This is a genomic window from Enterobacter sp. C3_dUdeg (genome assembly GCF_057536195.1).
In genome coordinates this window covers 160,320-177,776 of record NZ_BAAKFX010000006.1, presented here as the reverse complement: position 1 = coordinate 177,776, position 17,457 = coordinate 160,320, and the positions used below count along the sequence as shown (strand labels likewise).

Below are 17,457 nucleotides of genomic sequence, written 5' to 3'. Positions count from 1 at the left end.
TCGTTACTCGATGACGACCAGCGGCTCGTCAAATTCAACCGGCTGACCACTTTCGACCAGAATCGCTTTAACAGTACCTGATTTGTCTGCTTCGATCTGGTTCATCATTTTCATCGCTTCAACGATGCACAGGGTATCGCCTACGTTGACTTTCTGACCCACTTCGATGAACGCCTTCGCGTCCGGGCTCGGGGTGCGGTAGAAAGTACCAACCATTGGGGAACGTACGATGTGACCACTGATTTCTGCTGCAGCGGCAGGTGCGGCTTCAGCTGCTGGCGCAACGGCTGCAGAGAGCGCAGGCTGCTGCACTGGCGCAGCATAAGCTTGCTGCATTACCGGGAAGCTAGCGGCTGGGGCTGCACGGCTGATGCGTACAGACTCTTCGCCTTCAGAAATTTCCAGTTCGGAGATGCCTGATTCTTCAACCAGCTCGATCAGTTTTTTAATCTTACGAATATCCATGAGTGGGTTCCGTACTCTTGTTTAGTGTGATTGTGACAAGCGTTTTACCGCTGTCTGTAAAGCGTATGAATAGCCGTCTGCGCCCAGTCCACAGATAACGCCAGCAGCGATATCTGACAGATACGAATGGTGACGGAACGGCTCTCGGGCGTGCACATTACTCAGGTGGATCTCGATAAACGGGATACTCACCGCGAGCAGTGCGTCGCGGATAGCAACACTGGTGTGCGTAAACGCGGCCGGATTGATCAGGATATAGTCCACATTGTCTTTAGCCTGATGAATACGGTCGATGAGTGCGTACTCCGCATTCGACTGAAAATGATCCAAATCCACATTCAGTGACGCTGCTTCCGTTCCCAGACGGTTAACAATTTCACTCAATGTTAGCGTGCCGTACTTCTCTGGCTCACGGGTGCCGAGCATGTTCAGGTTCGGTCCGTTCAAAACTAAGATATGGAATTTATCAGTCATTATGCCGCTATCTCCTGCGATTTTCGGGTAAAAAACAAAATATACCTTCGAAACGCAAATGTCACCTTTTCAGAGGCTTAAAACCGCTGTCAGGCGAACCAAGGTCGCACATTATAACGATTTCGTAGCATTTAGCAGCTAAATACTGGTCTTATCAGGGAAGATTATCAACCGCTATCCGAAAAAGATTTGCGGTTGACGGGTAATCTGCGGGAAAACGCACAGTTTCGCGAACTATCGCAACCACTGGCGGAACTTCTTGTAACGCCATGCCAAAAGCGCCACGGCCGCCAGTGCATAAAGGATTGGCTGCGGCGAGAGGATCTTCACCGACCACAGGTAATGAATGGGAGCGAGGATCGCGACAAGATAGACGAAGTTATGCAGAAGCTGCCAGCGCCTGCCCAGTTTTCGCTGCGCATATTGCGTGGATGTCAGCGCTAACGCCAGTAAAACCACCCAGCTCACGATACCCAGCGTCAGATAAGGACGTGTCACCAGTTCGCGGCCAAGCAGCGCCAGATTGTTAATTCCCAGTTCCAGCAGGGCGTAGCTGGTGAGGTGCAGCGTCGCCCAGGCAAAACACCATAGCCCTAACAGGCGACGGGTGCGTATCAATAAGGGCTGTTTAGCGTAGCGCGCCAGCGGCGAGACGAGCAAGGTGGCCAGCAAAAATTTCAGAGCCATCCGACCGGTAAAATGCTGGATATCCTTCGCCGGGTCTGCGCTAAAGAGCCCCTGGCTTGCGGCCCAGAACAGCCATATAAAAGGAAGCATCCCGGCCAGGTGCAGCAGCACTTTCAGCCAGGTAATCTGTTTTGCCGTTAAACGCACTCAGAAATTCTCCCGTAAGTTGAGACCACGGTAAAGCGAGGCCACTTCATCCGCATAGCCGTTAAACAGCAGCGTCGGCTGGCGCTTCACGTCCAGCGCACCGCCGGAACCGATAAACCGCTCGGTTGCCTGCGACCAGCGCGGATGATCCACGTGCGGGTTAACGTTGGCGAAGAAGCCGTATTCGTCCGGAGCCGCCAGATTCCAGGTGGTTGGCGGACGTTCGCGGGTAAGCTTAATGCTGACGATAGATTTAATCCCTTTGAAACCATATTTCCACGGTACGGTTAAACGGATAGGGGCACCGTTCTGCGGCGGAAGCGCTTTGCCATATACGCCAACGGTCAGCAGGGTGAGGGGGTGCATAGCTTCGTCGAGACGTAGCCCTTCCACATACGGATATTCAAGCCCGCCGCCGATAAACCGATCTTTCTGCCCGGGCATCTCGTCCGGCGCATAGCGCGTCTGGAAAGCGACATATTTTGCATTGCTGGTGGGCTCAACCATCGCCAGCAGTTTATGCAGCGGGAAGCCGACCCAGGGCACCACCATCGACCACGCCTCCACGCAGCGCATGCGATAGATACGCTCTTCGAGCGGGAAACGGGTAGTAAGATCGTGGTGATCCAGCGTCAGGGGTTTCGCCACTTCGCCATCAATTTTCAGCGTCCACGGATCGGTTTTGAGGCTCCCCGCGTTGGCGGCAGGATCGGCCTTATCGAGACCAAATTCGTAGAAGTTGTTGTAGCCGGTAACTTTATCTTCCGGCGTGAGCGTCAGCTTGTTTTGCCATTCGGCCGGTTTCGTAAAGGTGAGCGGGGCGCCGGATGGGGCTTTTGGCCGATCGTTGCCTTTAAACCAGTCGAGCAGGTCGGCGTGTGCCGCGGGAGAGAGCGTCAGGGCTGTGGCGCTGATGCCAAGCATTTTCAGGATCTGGCGGCGCTGTAACATAAAGACAGACTCAGACGTTACGTCGGCTTCCGTCAGTTTTCGGTTTTTCATGGCATCCTCCGTCATGCGTTTTTCTAAGCATGACGGAGGAGAGGGATTCGCGCGAATATGTCACGAAAATTTGAAGATTAGGCGATTTTCACCAGCGCGCGGCCGTGGAACTGGTTGTCCATGATCTTACTGGCGTATTCCGGCGCCTGGCTGAGGGTTATCTCCGTTGCGCTCTGGGTATAGAAAGATTCCGGCAGATCGCGCACCAGCCGTTCCCAGGCTTCATGACGACGGGCCGGCGGGGTCATTACGGAATCCACACCCTGCAGGCGTACGTTACGCAGAATAAATGGCATCACGGTGGTTGGCAGGGCAAATCCGCCCGCCAGACCGCAGGCTGCCACGCATCCGCCGTAGTTCATCTGCGCCAGGACTTTTGCCAGCACCTTATCACCGACGGTATCCACCGCCCCAGCCCAAACCTGTTTTTCCAGCGGACGGGTTTCGGCAAATTCGTCGCGGCTGAGAATGCGGCTGGCGCCGAGCTGGCGCAGATAGTCATGGGTGCTTTCTCGGCCGGAAACCGCAGCGACCTGATAGCCCAGCTTGTGGAGCAGCGTGACTGCCGTGCTGCCCACGCCTCCGCTCGCGCCGGTGACGACAATTTCCCCTGACTCAGGGAGAATACCCGCATCTTCCAGCGCCATCACGCACAGCATGGCGGTAAAGCCTGCCGTGCCGACGATCATCGCCTTGCGGCCATCCATGCCTTTCGGCACAGGCACCAGCCAGTCGCCCTTCACGCGCGCCTGCGTTGCCAGCCCACCCCAGTGATTTTCACCCACGCCCCAGCCGGTGAGCAGTACTTGCTGGCCTGGATGGAAGCGCGGATCCTCGCTGGTATGAACCCGGCCAGCGAAATCGATCCCCGGCACCATAGGGAAATTTCGGATGATTTTACCCTTACCGGTAATAGCCAGCGCATCTTTATAATTTAAACTGGACCAGTCGATGTCGACGGTTACGTCGCCTTCCGGCAGGCGACTCTCTTCAACCGCCTGCACTGAGGCAAGCGTTTTGCCGTCCTGCTGTTCTAAGATCAAAGCCTGCATACGGGGTCCTCACGACTCAGATGATTGGAAAATAATTTCTGAAGACTATACTCGCTCAGGGAAACGCAGTGCCGATTTAACGCAATAAATTGCCAGATACGCCCGATTTGGTAGTATGCCGCATTTGAAATGCAAGTTAGCGCTTACTCGCTACCCCATCAACCCACGGAGTAATCTCAAGGATGCGATTAACGACGAAGTTCTCAGCTTTTATCACCTTGCTGACGGGGCTTACCATTTTTGTCACGCTTCTGGGCTGTTCCCTGAGTTTTTACACCGCCATTCAGGACAAGCTGGTCAACCGGGTACAGTCTGTTGCCTCGGTGATTGATACGCGTCTGCTGACGACGCCCCTACCGGCGCTCTCCCGTGAGCTTGATGAGTTGATGGTACCTGTTGATATCGTTCAGATCGACATTCTGCAGGGAAATCATCGTGTTTTAAGCCATGAACGACCGGGAAGCTATCGCCCCGCGGGCGTGGTAAGCCAGTATCGGGAAGTGACGGTGCATTCCCTTAAAAATCCGGGGATGACCATACACATGGTCTACCTCGATCCGATGGCCAGCTATTTCCGTTCCATGATGACCACCGCACCGCTCACCATCGCTGTTGCGTTTATCGTCCTGCTGATCTTTCTCGCGGTCCGCTGGCTGCGCCGCCAGCTTTCCGGTCAGGAGCTGCTGGAGATGCGATCCGTACGTATCCTGAACGGTGAACGCGGCCCGCAGGTGCGTGGCTCTGTCCACGAGTGGCCGTCACGCGCCAGCAGCGCGCTCGATACCCTGCTCTCCGAAATCCAGTTTGCCAGCGACCAGCGCAGCCGTATGGATACGCTGATCCGCTCTTATGCGGCGCAGGATAATAAAACTGGCCTTAACAACCGTCTTTTCTTTGATAATCAGCTCGCCACGCTGCTCGACGATTCAGAAAAAGTGGGGACACACGGGGTGGTGATGATGATTCGCCTGCCCGATTTCGATCTCCTGCGCGACACCTGGGGACAGCGTGCCGCGGAAGAAAACCTCTTTACGCTGATCAACCTGCTCTCCACCTTTATTATGCGCTACCCGGGCGCGCTGCTGGCCCGCTATCACCGCAGCGACTTTGCCGTGCTGTTGCCTCATCGTACGCTGAAGGAATCCGAAAGCATCGCCAGCCAGCTGCTGAAGGCGGTAGATGCGCTGCCGCAGAGCAAAATGCTCGACAGGGACGATATGGTCCACATGGGGATCTGCGCCTGGCGTGGCGGACAATCGACTGAACAGGTGATGGAGCACGCGGAAGCCGCTACCCGCAACGCCGTGTTGCAGGGGGCCAACGGATGGGCGGTTTACGATGACTCGCTGCCGGAAAAAGGGCGCGGCAACGTGCGCTGGCGCACGCTGATTGAGCAAATGCTTAGCCGCGGCGGGCCACGTATTTATCAAAAACCCGCGGTCATGAAAAACGGCAACGTTCATCACCGTGAACTGATGTGTCGTATTTTTGACGGTATCGAAGAGGTTATATCTGCGGAATATCTGCCGATGGTGCTGCAATTTGGCCTGTCCGAAGAGTATGACCGCCAGCAAATTACCCGACTGATTCCGTTTTTATCCTTCTGGCCTGAAGAAAACCTGGCGTTACAGGTCACCGTGGAGTCGTTAATACGCCCACGTTTTCAGCGCTGGCTACGTGATACGTTAATGCAATGCGAAAAATCGCAACGTAAACACATTATTTTTGAACTTGCTGAGGCCGATGTAGGTCAACACATCAGCCGGTTACGTCCGGTGGTACGTTTGATCAATGCGCTCGGTGCTCGTATCGCTGTGACGCAGGCAGGTTTAACGCTGGTCAGCACCAACTGGATCAAGGAGCTGGATGTGGAGTTATTAAAGCTACATCCGGGGCTGGTAAGGAATATTGAGAAGCGTACGGAAAACCAGCTGCTGGTACAGAGTCTGGTAGAAGCGTGCAAGGGTACGCGAACACAAGTATTCGCCACGGGCGTGCGCTCCAGAAGCGAATGGCAGATGTTAACAGCGCGCGGCGTGATGGGCGGTCAGGGGGATTTTTTTGCTGCCTCTCAACCGCTTGACACCAACGTGAAAAAATATTTGCAAAGATACTCTGTTTGACCTGCCGTTTACGCTGTTTTCACGTAGAATATCGCGCCTGTAGCTTTGAGTATGTCGAGCAAAAAGCCAGTGAACGACCTGTAACGGGTTACAAACGTCAGTGGGGAACGCTACTGTTTACTCAGCCCTGAGGGAATCAGGGGATGATTTTGTAACATCAGGAAACGTACTGCACAAATTTTCACCGTTGCAGATGATTTTTGCGCCTTGTCGCTGCTGCGTGTGGTTGGTAAAGTAAGCGGATTTTGTTTTCCGCCCCAGCTTTCAGGATTATCCCTTAGTATGTTGAAAAAATTTCGTGGCATGTTTTCCAATGACCTGTCCATTGACCTGGGTACCGCGAATACCCTTATTTATGTAAAAGGACAAGGCATCGTATTGAATGAGCCTTCCGTTGTGGCCATTCGTCAGGATCGTGCAGGCTCGCCGAAAAGCGTTGCTGCAGTGGGTCATGACGCGAAGCAGATGCTGGGTCGTACCCCTGGCAACATCGCCGCCATTCGCCCAATGAAAGACGGCGTTATCGCCGACTTCTTCGTGACTGAAAAAATGCTTCAGCACTTCATCAAGCAGGTTCACAGCAACAGCTTCATGCGTCCAAGCCCGCGTGTTCTGGTGTGTGTGCCGGTTGGCGCAACCCAGGTAGAGCGTCGCGCAATCCGTGAATCTGCCCAGGGTGCAGGTGCACGTGAAGTGTTCCTGATTGAAGAGCCAATGGCTGCGGCCATCGGTGCGGGCCTGCCTGTTTCCGAAGCTACCGGTTCTATGGTGGTGGATATCGGTGGTGGTACCACTGAAGTGGCCGTTATCTCTCTGAACGGCGTGGTGTACTCCTCTTCCGTACGTATCGGTGGTGACCGCTTCGATGAAGCCATCATTAATTATGTGCGCCGTAACTACGGCTCTCTGATTGGTGAAGCCACCGCAGAGCGTATCAAACACGAAATCGGCTCTGCGTATCCGGGCGATGAAGTGCGTGAGATCGAAGTTCGTGGCCGTAACCTGGCTGAAGGTGTTCCACGCGGTTTCACCCTGAACTCCAACGAAATTCTGGAAGCTCTGCAGGAACCACTGACGGGCATCGTGAGCGCGGTAATGGTTGCGCTGGAACAGTGTCCACCAGAGCTGGCATCCGATATCTCCGAGCGCGGTATGGTTCTGACCGGTGGTGGTGCGCTGCTGCGTAACCTCGACCGCCTGTTAATGGAAGAGACAGGTATTCCTGTCGTAGTTGCAGAAGATCCACTGACTTGCGTCGCCCGTGGTGGTGGCAAGGCGCTGGAAATGATCGACATGCACGGCGGCGATTTGTTCAGCGAAGAGTAGTCGAGTTTGAGAGGGTAGCAATTTGCTACCCTTTCTCTCTGACGCGAGAATACGCATAGCCTATGAAGCCAATTTTTAGCCGTGGCCCATCGCTACAGTTTCGCCTTATTCTGGCGGTTCTGGTTGCGCTTGGGGTCATTATTGCCGATAGCCGCCTCGGTACGTTCAGCCAGATCAGAACGTACATGGATACCGCCGTCAGTCCTTTCTACTTTGTTTCAAATGGTCCCCGTGAACTGCTCGACTCCGTTTCTCAAACGCTGTCTTCGCGTGACCAACTCGAACTCGAAAACCGGGCATTACGTCAGGAACTGCTGCTCAAAAACAGCGAACTGCTGATGCTGGGGCAATACAAGCAGGAGAACGCGCGTCTGCGTGAACTGCTCGGCTCGCCGCTGCGTCAGGATGAGCAGAAAATGGTCACGCAGGTGATCTCCACCGTGAACGACCCCTACAGCGATCAGGTTGTGATCGACAAAGGGAGCGTGAACGGGGTGTATGAAGGTCAGCCTGTTATCAGCGATAAAGGCGTTGTGGGCCAGGTTGTTGCCGTGGCTAAACTGACCAGCCGCGTGCTGCTGATTTGCGATGCCACGCATGCGCTGCCGATCCAGGTTCTGCGCAACGACATCCGCGTGATTGCGGCCGGTAACGGCTGTACGGACGACCTGCAGCTGGAACACCTGCCGGCTAACACGGATATCCGCGTGGGCGACGTGCTGGTGACGTCCGGCCTGGGTGGACGCTTCCCTGAAGGTTATCCGGTTGCGGTGGTCTCTTCGGTCAAGCTGGACACCCAGCGTGCCTATACCGTGATTCAGGCCCGTCCAACCGCCGGTTTGCAGCGTCTGCGCTATCTGCTGCTGCTGTGGGGCGCCGATCGTAACGGTTCTAATCCGATGACGCCTGAAGAGGTGCATCGCGTGGCGAACGAGCGCCTGATGCAGATGATGCCGCAGGTTCTCCCACCTGCGGATTCCATGGGGCCGCCTGCGCCAGTACCGGCGCCGGCAACCGGGTTAACGCAGCCGCTGCCGGATGCGCCGCCACCGCCTAAACTCTCTTCGGGAGGGCAGTAGTGGCAAGCTATCGTAGCCAGGGACGCTGGGTCATCTGGCTCTCGTTTCTCATTGCACTGTTACTGCAAGTGATGCCCTGGCCGGATGACATTCTCGTTTTCCGGCCAAACTGGGTATTGCTCATTTTACTCTACTGGATCCTTGCCCTGCCGCATCGCGTAAATGTCGGCACAGGTTTCGTGATGGGTGCCATACTGGATCTCATTAGCGGCTCTACGCTTGGCGTGCGCGCCTTGTCCATGAGCATTATTGCGTACCTCGTCGCACTCAAATTCCAGCTCTTTCGTAACCTTGCGCTCTGGCAACAGGCCCTGGTAGTGATGCTATTGTCGCTCGCTGCGGATATCGTTGTTTTCTGGGCTGAGTTTTTAGTGATCAACGTCTCTTTCCGACCGGAAGTGTTCTGGAGTAGTGTAGTAAACGGTGTGCTCTGGCCTTGGTTATTCCTGCTGATGCGTAAGGTTCGCCAGCAGTTTGCTGTGCAATAAAAGGTTTCTATGACGTCTTTGTATCTCGCTTCCGGCTCCCCGCGCCGTCAGGAACTCCTGACGCAGCTAGGCGTCTCTTTTGAACGCATCGTTACCGGCATTGAAGAAAAACGTGCTGAGGGCGAAAGCGCTCAACAGTATGTGTCTCGCCTGGCGCGCGAGAAAGCGCAGGCGGGCGTGGCCAGTGTGCCACGCGATCTTCCCGTGCTGGGAGCAGATACCATCGTTATTCTGAACGGTGAAGTGCTTGAGAAACCGCGCGACGCCGATCATGCGGCGCGCATGCTGCACAAAATGTCCGGACAAACGCATCAGGTGATGACGGCCGTCGCGCTGGCTGACCGCCAGCACGTGCTGGATTGCCTGGTGGTGACCGAAGTGACGTTCAGAGTACTTACCGACGACGACATTGCCGCTTATATTGCCAGCGGTGAACCAATGGATAAAGCAGGTGCATACGGTATTCAGGGGCTGGGTGGCTGTTTTGTCAGGAAGATTAATGGCAGCTATCACGCCGTAGTCGGCTTACCGCTGGTGGAAACGTATGAGTTGCTGAGCAATTTTAACTCACTGCGTGAGGGAAGGGATAATTATGACGGCTGAATTGTTGGTAAACGTAACGCCATCGGAAACCCGTGTGGCCTATATTGATGGTGGCATTCTTCAGGAAATTCATATTGAGCGTGAAGCGCGGCGCGGAATAGTAGGCAATATCTACAAAGGTCGTGTCAGTCGTGTACTACCGGGTATGCAGGCGGCTTTTGTAGATATTGGACTGGATAAGGCGGCGTTTTTACATGCCTCCGATATCATGCCGCACACCGAGTGCGTCGCGGGCGAAGAGCAAAAACAGTTTGCCGTGCGCGATATTTCTGAACTGGTGCGTCAGGGACAGGATCTGATGGTGCAGGTGGTGAAAGACCCCCTCGGTACCAAAGGCGCCCGTCTGACCACCGACATCACCTTACCTTCCCGCTATCTGGTCTTTATGCCCGGCGCGTCGCACGTGGGCGTTTCGCAGCGTATTGAGAGCGAAACCGAGCGCGAGCGTCTGAAGAAAGTGGTCAGCGCCTACTGCGATGAACAGGGCGGGTTTATCATCCGTACCGCTGCGGAAGGGATCAGCGAAGAAGACCTGGCGTCGGATGCGGCTTACCTGAAGCGCGTCTGGACAAAGGTGATGGAGCGTAAAAAACGCAACCAGACCCGCTACCAGCTCTACGGTGAGCTGGCCCTTGCTCAGCGCGTTCTGCGCGACTTTGCCGATGCCCAGCTCGACCGCATTCGCGTGGATTCGCGCCTGACCTATGAAGCGCTGCTGGAATTTACCGCTGAGTACATCCCGGAGATGCCTGGCCTGCTGGAGCATTATTCAGGGCGTCAGCCGATCTTCGATCTCTATGATGTCGAAAACGAGATCCAGCGCGCGCTGGAGCGTAAGGTTGAGCTGAAGTCAGGCGGCTATCTGATCATCGATCAGACCGAAGCGATGACCACCGTCGATATCAACACCGGCGCGTTCGTCGGCCATCGTAACCTCGATGACACCATCTTCAACACCAACATCGAAGCCACGCAGGCGATTGCGCGCCAGCTTCGTCTGCGCAATCTGGGCGGCATTATCATCATCGACTTCATCGATATGAGTAATGAAGACCATCGTCGCCGCGTGCTGCACTCGCTTGAGCAGGCGCTGAGCAAAGACCGCGTGAAAACCAGCATTAACGGCTTCTCGCAGCTGGGGCTGGTGGAAATGACGCGTAAGCGTACCCGCGAGAGCGTTGAGCATGTGCTGTGTAATGAATGCCCAACCTGCCATGGGCGCGGAACGGTAAAGACGGTTGAGACCGTCTGCTATGAAATTATGCGCGAAATCGTCCGTGTTCATCATGCCTACGACTCCGATCGTTTTCTGGTCTATGCTTCCCCTGCGGTGGCTGAAGCGCTGAAAGGCGAAGAGTCACACGCGCTGGCGGAAGTGGAAATCTTTGTCGGCAAACAGGTAAAAGTACAAATTGAACCGCTCTATAACCAGGAGCAGTTTGACGTCGTGATGATGTAAGACGCAGTACGCTGCGTGACGAAAGCTGACAAGGAGAGATGCGTGAGGCGATTGCCGGGGATTTTATTGCTTACAGGGGCAACGCTGGTCGTGATTGTCGCGTTGCTCGTGAGCGGGCTACGCCTCGTATTACCGCATCTGGACAGCTGGCGTCCACAGCTGCTGGCTAAAATCGAATCCACCACCGGCGTGCCGGTGAACGTAAGCCAGATTAGCGCTAACTGGCAGAATTTTGGCCCGACGCTCGATGTCCGGGATATCAACGCCAGCCTCAAAGATGGCGGCCACCTGAAAATCAAACGCGTGACCCTGGCGCTGGACGTCTGGCAAAGCCTGCTGCATCTGCGCTGGCAGTTTCGCGATCTCACCTTTTATCAACTCCAGTTCCTGACCAATACGCCTCTGTCCGGCGGCGATAGCGGTCAGGGTCTGGAAGCCAACCGCTTCAGCGATCTTTTCCTCCGTCAGTTCGATCACTTCGATCTGCGCGACAGCGAAGTGAGCTTCATTACCCTCTCCGGCCAGCGCGCCGAACTGGCGATCCCCCAGCTGACATGGCTCAACGGTAAAGAACGTCACCGCGCCGAGGGGCAGGTCAATCTCTCAAGCCTGAACGGCCAGCACGGCGTGATGCAGGTGCGCATGGATCTGCGGGACGATGACGGCCTGTTAAACAACGGCAAAGTCTGGCTGCAGGCCGATGATGTGGACGTGAAGCCGTGGCTGGGCGACTGGCTCCAGCAAAATATGCAGCTGGAGACTGCCCGCTTCAGCCTTGAAGGCTGGCTGACCCTGACCAAAGGCGAATTTGCCAGCGGCGATATCTGGCTTAAGCAGGGGGGGGCCAGCTGGAAAGGCGAAAAACAGCAGCATCAGCTTTCCGTCGATAACCTCACCGCGCACGTGACGCAGGAGAAAGAGGGCTGGCAGTTTGCCATTCCGGATACGCGCATCACCATGGACGGCAAGCCGTGGCCGCGCGGTGCGCTGACGCTGGCCTGGATGCCGGAGCAGGACGTCGGCGGCACGGCCAGTAAACGCAGCGACGAGCTGCGCATCCGCGCCAGCAACCTCGATTTGGCTGCCATTGAAGGCCTGCGCTCGATGGCGGCAAAACTCTCTCCGGATCTGGGCGAGATCTGGCTGGCAACGCAGCCGAGCGGGAGAATAGACGCTCTGGCGCTGGATATCCCGCTCCAGGCGACGGAAAAAACCCGCTTCCAGGCAACGTGGAAAGATCTTGCCTGGAAGCAGTGGAAGCTGCTGCCGGGGGCGGAGCACTTTAGCGGCAAGCTGGAAGGCAGCGTGGAAAACGGCAGGCTAACGGTTGATATGCACGATGCCAAAATGCCTTACGAGACGGTCTTCCGCGCGCCGCTGGAAATCGAACAGGGCAGCGCGGTGCTTAACTGGCTCCGTAACGACAAGGGCTTCCAGCTTGATGGCCGCCATATCGACGTGAAAGCCAAAGCGGTGCACGCGCGCGGCGATTTCCGCTATCTGCAGCCTGTAGGTGACGAGCCGTGGCTGGGCATTCTGGCCGGGATCAGCACCGATGACGGCTCTCAGGCCTGGCGCTACTTCCCGGAAAACCTGATGGGAAAAGCCCTGGTGGACTATCTCAGCGGCGCGATTCAGGGCGGTCAGGCGGACAATGCCACGCTGGTGTACGGCGGTAACCCGCATCTTTTCCCGTACAAACATAATGAAGGCCAGTTCCAGGTGCTGGTGCCGCTGCATAACGCGACATTTGCGTTCCAGCCCGGCTGGCCCGCGCTGAAAGACCTGGATATCGAGCTCAACTTCCTCAATGACGGACTATGGATGAAGTCCGACAGCGTGGCGCTGGGCGGCGTGACGGCCAGCAACCTGACGGCCAACATCCCGGATTACTCCAAAGAGAAGCTGCTGATTGATGCCGACATCAATGGCCCGGGCAAAGCGGTGGGGCCGTACTTTGAGGAGACGCCCCTGAAAGATTCGCTGGCGGCGACGCTCCAGCAGCTACAGCTTGATGGCGATGTGAATGCTCGCTTACATCTTGATATCCCGCTGGACGGCGAGATGACCACCGCCAAAGGCGACGTCCGCCTTAAGAACAACAGCCTGTTCATCAAACCCCTTGAGAGCACGCTGAAAAATCTCAGCGGGCAGTTCAGCTTTGACAACGGAAACCTGAAGAGCGAGCCGCTTACGGCCAGCTGGTTTAATCAGCCCGTTAATATCGACTTCACGACCACCGAGGGTGAAAAGGCTTATCAGGTAGCCGTCAATCTGGACGGTAACTGGCAGCCAGCGCGCATGGAGGTCCTGCCGAAACCCATTGAGGCGTCAGTGCAGGGCGCAGTCGCCTGGCAGGGTAAAGTGGCAATCGACCTGCCTTATCACGCGGGTGCCCAGTATAAGGTCGACATCACGGGCGATCTGAAAAACCTTCAGAGCCAGCTGCCTGCGCCGCTGGATAAACAGGCCGGACAGCCGCTGCCGGTAAAGCTGAACGTCGATGGCAACCTGAACAGCTTCGCGCTGACCGGAAGCGCGGGCGGGACAAACCACTTCAACAGCCGCTGGCTGCTTAACCGCAAGCTCACCCTCGACAAAGCCATCTGGACAACGGATAGCCGCTCCACGCCGCCTCTGCCGGAGCAGGCGGGCATTGAGCTGAATCTCCCGCCGATGGACGGTGCAGAGTGGCTGGCGCTGTTCCAGAAAGGCGTTGGGCAAAACGTTGATGAAACCGCCCAGTTCCCGCAAGCCATTACCGTACGCACGCCGTCACTGATGCTGGGCGGGCAGCAGTGGAACAACCTGAGCCTGGTTTCACAGCCTGGCGCTAACGGCACGAAGGTGGAGGCCCAGGGAAGGGAGATCAACGGCACGCTGACCATGCGCAATCACGCGCCGTGGCAGGCGGCGATCCGCTACCTCTACTACAACCCGGCAAGCGCCGCGAGCGGGAAAGATAAACCGGCAGAAGCGTCGCCGCTGAGTAATGTCTCCCGCGTCGATTTTAGCGGCTGGCCCGATCTCCAGTTACGCTGTGCAGAGTGCTGGCTGTGGGGGCAGAAATACGGCCGTATTGACGGTGATTTCACTATTCAGGCCAACACGCTTACGCTCTCCGGCGGCCTGGTTGATACCGGTTTTGGCCGCATGACGGCCGCAGGGGAATGGGTGAACAACCCGGGCGAGCAGCGAACGTCCCTGAAGGGCGACATTAAAGGCAACAAGCTGGATGCGGCAGCCAATTTCTTTGGAATCAGCACGCCGCTGCGCGGCTCGTCGTTTGACGTCGATTACGATCTTCACTGGCGTGACGCCCCGTGGAAGCCGGATGAGGCCTCGCTGAACGGCATTCTGAAAACCCGCTTCGGCAAAGGTGAAATTGCCGACGTGAGCACGGGGCGCGCCGGGCAGATCCTGCGCCTGCTGAGTTTTGATGCGCTGCTGCGCAAGCTGCGCTTCGATTTCAGCGATACCTTCAGCGAAGGTTTCTACTACGATTCCATCCGCAGCACGGCGTGGATCAAGGACGGCGTTCTGCATACGGACGACACGCTGGTGGATGGCCTGGAAGCGGATATCGCTATGAAAGGCTCCGTTAACCTCGTGCGTCGCGAGCTGGATATGGAAGCCGTGGTGGCGCCGGAAATTTCCGCGAGCGTGGGCGTGGCGGCGGCCTTTGTGGTGAACCCGATTGTCGGTGCGGCAGTGTTTGCCGCCAGCAAAGTGCTGGGGCCGCTGTGGAGCAAGGTCTCCATTCTGCGCTACCGCATTACCGGTCCGGTAGATAAACCGCAGATTAACGAGGTGCTGCGCCAGCCGCGCAAAGATGCACAGCAATGATTTGACGTGGGCAGGTAATTGCCTCACTCTCAATAAATACGATCTTTATACCGCCACGGGCGGCAACGAACGAGTAGCAATACGATGAGTCTGAACCTGGTAAGTGAACATTTGCTCGCAGCGAACGGCCTGAGCCATCAGGACCTGTTCTCCATTCTTGGTCAACTGACCGAACGCCGTCTCGACTACGGCGACCTTTATTTCCAGTCGAGCTATCACGAATCCTGGGTTTTAGAAGACAGCATCATCAAAGATGGCTCCTACAACATTGACCAGGGCGTCGGCGTCCGTGCCGTCAGCGGCGAGAAAACCGGTTTTGCCTATGCCGATCAGATTAGCCTCACCGCACTCGAGCAGAGCGCGCAGGCCGCACGTACCATTGTGCGTGATACCGGCGATGGTCGCGTGAAAACCCTGGGAGAAGTGCAGCACTCAGCGCTTTATACCAGCATCGATCCGCTGCAGAGCATGAGCCGTGAAGAGAAGCTGGATATCCTGCGTCGGGTGGACAAAGTCGCCCGCGCGGCGGATAAACGCGTGCAGGAAGTTTCAGCCAGCCTGAGCGGCGTGTATGAGTTGATTCTGGTTGCGGCAACGGATGGTACCCTTGCGGCAGACGTTCGCCCGCTGGTGCGCCTCTCTATCAGCGTGCAGGTCGATGACGACGGCAAACGCGAGCGCGGCTCAAGCGGCGGCGGCGGTCGTTTCGGCTATGACTGGTTCCTGGGCGACGTTGACGGTGAAGCACGCGCCGACGCGTGGGCGAAAGAAGCCGTGCGCATGGCGCTGGTGAATCTGAATGCCGTCGCGGCGCCGGCGGGCTCATTCCCGGTGGTGCTGGGCGCCGGCTGGCCGGGCGTACTGTTACACGAAGCCGTAGGCCACGGCCTGGAAGGCGACTTTAACCGTCGCGGGACGTCCGTGTTCAGCGGTCAGATCGGGCAGCTTGTCTCCTCTGAGCTGTGCACCGTTGTGGATGACGGCACCATGCGCGATCGTCGCGGCTCGGTGGCTATCGACGATGAAGGTACGCCAGGCCAGTACAATGTGCTGATCGAAAACGGCGTGCTGAAAGGCTACATGCAGGACAAACTCAATGCGCGCCTGATGGGCGTCGCGCCGACGGGCAACGGACGCCGTGAATCTTACGCGCATCTGCCGATGCCGCGCATGACCAACACGTACATGCTGCCGGGCAAATCGACGCCGCAGGAGATTATCGAATCCGTCGATTACGGTATCTTTGCGCCAAACTTTGGCGGCGGCCAGGTGGACATCACCTCCGGTAAGTTTGTTTTCTCCACGTCAGAAGCGTATCTGATCGAGAAAGGCAAAGTGACCAAAGCGGTGAAGGGTGCGACGCTGATTGGCTCCGGCATTGAAGCCATGCAGCAGATCTCCATGGTCGGTAACGATCTGAAGCTGGATAACGGCGTGGGCGTCTGCGGTAAAGAGGGCCAGAGCCTGCCGGTTGGCGTGGGCCAGCCAACGCTGAAGGTGGACAACCTGACGGTGGGCGGCACGGCGTAATTTCCTGACCCTCTCCCCAAAGGGGAGAGGGGGCTGCTCCGCGCTGTCTTTTCTCCCTCGTCCTTATGGAAAAAGGCCTACTCTTTCCTTCTCCCCCGCATCCCCTGAAACAGCTCCGCCACGTCCACAAAATATTCGGTCAGATAGTTAATACACACCTGAACCTTGAGCGGGAGTTTGTCTTTTTCGGTATACAGGGCGTACACCGGACGCGGATCGGACTGATAGCGCGGGAAGAGGATCTCCAGCACGCCGCTGTTGATCTCGTTGATCACCCACATTAACGGCACGTAGGCGATCCCGGCGCCGGCCACCAGCCAGCGTGAAATCGTCATCGGATCGTTAGTGACAAACCGCCCTTCCGGCAGCAGTTTGGTAGAAATCCCTTCCGGGGCAATCAGCTCAAATTCATTATCGGGCCGCACGCTGTACTCCAGCCACGAGTGGTTGGTGAGATCGCCGGGTTTCTCCGGAACGCCGTACTGCGCCAGATAGCTTTTCGAGGCGCAGACGACCATCGGCATGCTGCCCAGCCGTCGCGAGAACAGGCTGGAATCCTGCAACGCGCCGACGCGGATCACCACGTCCAGCCCGTCGGCAATCAGATCCGGCGCCGGGATACCCGTCACCAGATTGACCGTAAGACCGGGGTACTCTTTCAGCATATCCGCGGTCATGGCAGCGAGAACATTTTGTGCCATAGTTGAAGAACACCCGATGCGCAGCGTGCCGATAGGGGTGTTGTTGAAGGCATACAGCTGTTCGTGAACATCCTGCACTTCAAGCAGCATGCGGCGACAGCCCTGATAGTAAATTTTACCCGCTTCGGTCAGCCCAATGCTGCGGGTACTGCGGTTGAGCAGCTTGACCTGAAGCTCATCTTCCAGTTTGGACACCGTCTGGCTGATGGATGAGACGCTCATCTGAAGCTGGCGGGCAGCGGCGGTAAACGAGCCCAGCTCAACCACTTTGGCGAAGACCGACATGCGTTTTAAACGTTCCATTGTTCACTCTGGCTTAAAAGTGATTTAGATCACATATTATAGATAACAGCATAACAGTTACGTTAATATATTATTAATTACATAACGGCTGCGCCATTCTCGCCCGGCGTTTCTTGCTCTCCTGCGGTGGCGTGCGCTAAAAAATTCTGAAGCCTGCACTCTCTCTTATCAA

General features: G+C 56.6%; 14 protein-coding genes. 8 read left to right on the top strand and 6 right to left on the bottom strand.

Features of this window, described 5'->3' with window-relative positions:
* Window positions 1-3 precede the first annotated feature (3 nt).
* From accB to acuI, 5 genes are all read right to left on the bottom strand, one after another.
* Window positions 4-465 (bottom strand): acetyl-CoA carboxylase biotin carboxyl carrier protein, encoded by a 462-nt coding sequence (gene accB, locus AC27FC_RS15735; protein WP_010436174.1) that lies wholly within the window; start codon window positions 463-465, stop codon window positions 4-6.
* 21 nt (window positions 466-486) lie between these two features.
* Window positions 487-939, bottom strand: a complete 453-nt coding sequence (gene aroQ / locus AC27FC_RS15730) for a type II 3-dehydroquinate dehydratase (protein WP_023309405.1) — start codon at window positions 937-939, stop codon at window positions 487-489.
* 234 nt (window positions 940-1,173) lie between these two features.
* A complete protein-coding gene (msrQ, locus tag AC27FC_RS15725) occupies window positions 1,174-1,773 on the bottom strand; it encodes a protein-methionine-sulfoxide reductase heme-binding subunit MsrQ (RefSeq protein WP_094934484.1) in 600 nt (199 codons plus the stop codon).
* Complete coding sequence (msrP, locus tag AC27FC_RS15720) at window positions 1,774-2,775, bottom strand: protein-methionine-sulfoxide reductase catalytic subunit MsrP (RefSeq protein WP_032659657.1); 1,002 nt, start codon at window positions 2,773-2,775, stop codon at window positions 1,774-1,776.
* Between the two features lie 77 nt (window positions 2,776-2,852).
* Window positions 2,853-3,827: an acrylyl-CoA reductase (NADPH) gene (gene acuI, locus AC27FC_RS15715; protein ID WP_094934483.1), complete on the bottom strand. Its 975-nt coding sequence runs from the start codon at window positions 3,825-3,827 to the stop codon at window positions 2,853-2,855.
* A 182-nt stretch (window positions 3,828-4,009) separates the two neighbouring features.
* Here acuI and csrD point away from each other — a divergent pair, with 182 nt between their 5' ends.
* The 8 genes from csrD to tldD all read left to right on the top strand — a co-directional run bounded on the left by csrD (window position 4,010) and on the right by tldD (window position 16,281).
* Window positions 4,010-5,950: an RNase E specificity factor CsrD gene (gene csrD / locus AC27FC_RS15710; RefSeq protein WP_094934482.1), complete on the top strand. Its 1,941-nt coding sequence runs from the start codon at window positions 4,010-4,012 to the stop codon at window positions 5,948-5,950.
* Window positions 5,951-6,232: 282 nt separating this feature from the next.
* A complete protein-coding gene (gene mreB / locus AC27FC_RS15705; protein WP_000913396.1) occupies window positions 6,233-7,276 on the top strand; it encodes a rod shape-determining protein MreB in 1,044 nt (347 codons plus the stop codon).
* A 62-nt stretch (window positions 7,277-7,338) separates the two neighbouring features.
* Window positions 7,339-8,355, top strand: coding sequence for a rod shape-determining protein MreC (gene mreC, locus AC27FC_RS15700; protein WP_033146767.1), 1,017 nt, complete (start codon window positions 7,339-7,341; stop codon window positions 8,353-8,355).
* A complete protein-coding gene (gene mreD / locus AC27FC_RS15695; protein WP_023309399.1) occupies window positions 8,355-8,843 on the top strand; it encodes a rod shape-determining protein MreD in 489 nt (162 codons plus the stop codon). The genes mreC and mreD overlap by 1 nt, the downstream gene beginning before the upstream one ends.
* A gap of 9 nt (window positions 8,844-8,852) precedes the next feature.
* A complete protein-coding gene (locus AC27FC_RS15690; RefSeq protein WP_023309398.1) occupies window positions 8,853-9,446 on the top strand; it encodes a Maf family protein in 594 nt (197 codons plus the stop codon).
* On the top strand, window positions 9,436-10,905 hold the full coding sequence (gene rng, locus AC27FC_RS15685) for a ribonuclease G (RefSeq protein ID WP_010436156.1): 1,470 nt from the start codon (window positions 9,436-9,438) through the stop codon (window positions 10,903-10,905). Before AC27FC_RS15690 ends, rng begins: the two co-directional genes overlap by 11 nt.
* 42 nt (window positions 10,906-10,947) lie before the next feature.
* Window positions 10,948-14,751: an AsmA2 domain-containing protein YhdP gene (yhdP, locus tag AC27FC_RS15680; RefSeq protein WP_196355038.1), complete on the top strand. Its 3,804-nt coding sequence runs from the start codon at window positions 10,948-10,950 to the stop codon at window positions 14,749-14,751.
* 84 nt (window positions 14,752-14,835) lie between these two features.
* Entirely contained in the window at window positions 14,836-16,281 is a 1,446-nt protein-coding gene (gene tldD, locus AC27FC_RS15675; RefSeq protein WP_029740073.1) for a metalloprotease TldD, read from the top strand.
* A 77-nt stretch (window positions 16,282-16,358) separates the two neighbouring features.
* Here the strand turns inward: tldD and aaeR are convergent, their stop codons facing one another.
* Entirely contained in the window at window positions 16,359-17,285 is a 927-nt protein-coding gene (gene aaeR / locus AC27FC_RS15670; RefSeq protein WP_094934480.1) for an HTH-type transcriptional activator AaeR, read from the bottom strand.
* Window positions 17,286-17,457: the final 172 nt, after the last annotated feature.

Excerpts from the sequence above, each read along its gene's own strand:
- rng (WP_010436156.1), top strand. The coding sequence starts at position 9,436 with ATGACGGCTGAATTGTTGGTAAACGTAACGCCATCGGAAACCCGTGTG.
- mreC (WP_033146767.1), top strand. The coding sequence starts at position 7,339 with ATGAAGCCAATTTTTAGCCGTGGCCCATCGCTACAGTTTCGCCTTATT.
- acuI (WP_094934483.1), bottom strand. The coding sequence starts at position 3,827 with ATGCAGGCTTTGATCTTAGAACAGCAGGACGGCAAAACGCTTGCCTCA.
- mreB (WP_000913396.1), top strand. The coding sequence starts at position 6,233 with ATGTTGAAAAAATTTCGTGGCATGTTTTCCAATGACCTGTCCATTGAC.
- aaeR (WP_094934480.1), bottom strand. The coding sequence starts at position 17,285 with ATGGAACGTTTAAAACGCATGTCGGTCTTCGCCAAAGTGGTTGAGCTG.
- accB (WP_010436174.1), bottom strand. The coding sequence starts at position 465 with ATGGATATTCGTAAGATTAAAAAACTGATCGAGCTGGTTGAAGAATCA.
- AC27FC_RS15690 (WP_023309398.1), top strand. The coding sequence starts at position 8,853 with ATGACGTCTTTGTATCTCGCTTCCGGCTCCCCGCGCCGTCAGGAACTC.
- msrP (WP_032659657.1), bottom strand. The coding sequence starts at position 2,775 with ATGAAAAACCGAAAACTGACGGAAGCCGACGTAACGTCTGAGTCTGTC.
- aroQ (WP_023309405.1), bottom strand. The coding sequence starts at position 939 with ATGACTGATAAATTCCATATCTTAGTTTTGAACGGACCGAACCTGAAC.
- tldD (WP_029740073.1), top strand. The coding sequence starts at position 14,836 with ATGAGTCTGAACCTGGTAAGTGAACATTTGCTCGCAGCGAACGGCCTG.
- csrD (WP_094934482.1), top strand. The coding sequence starts at position 4,010 with ATGCGATTAACGACGAAGTTCTCAGCTTTTATCACCTTGCTGACGGGG.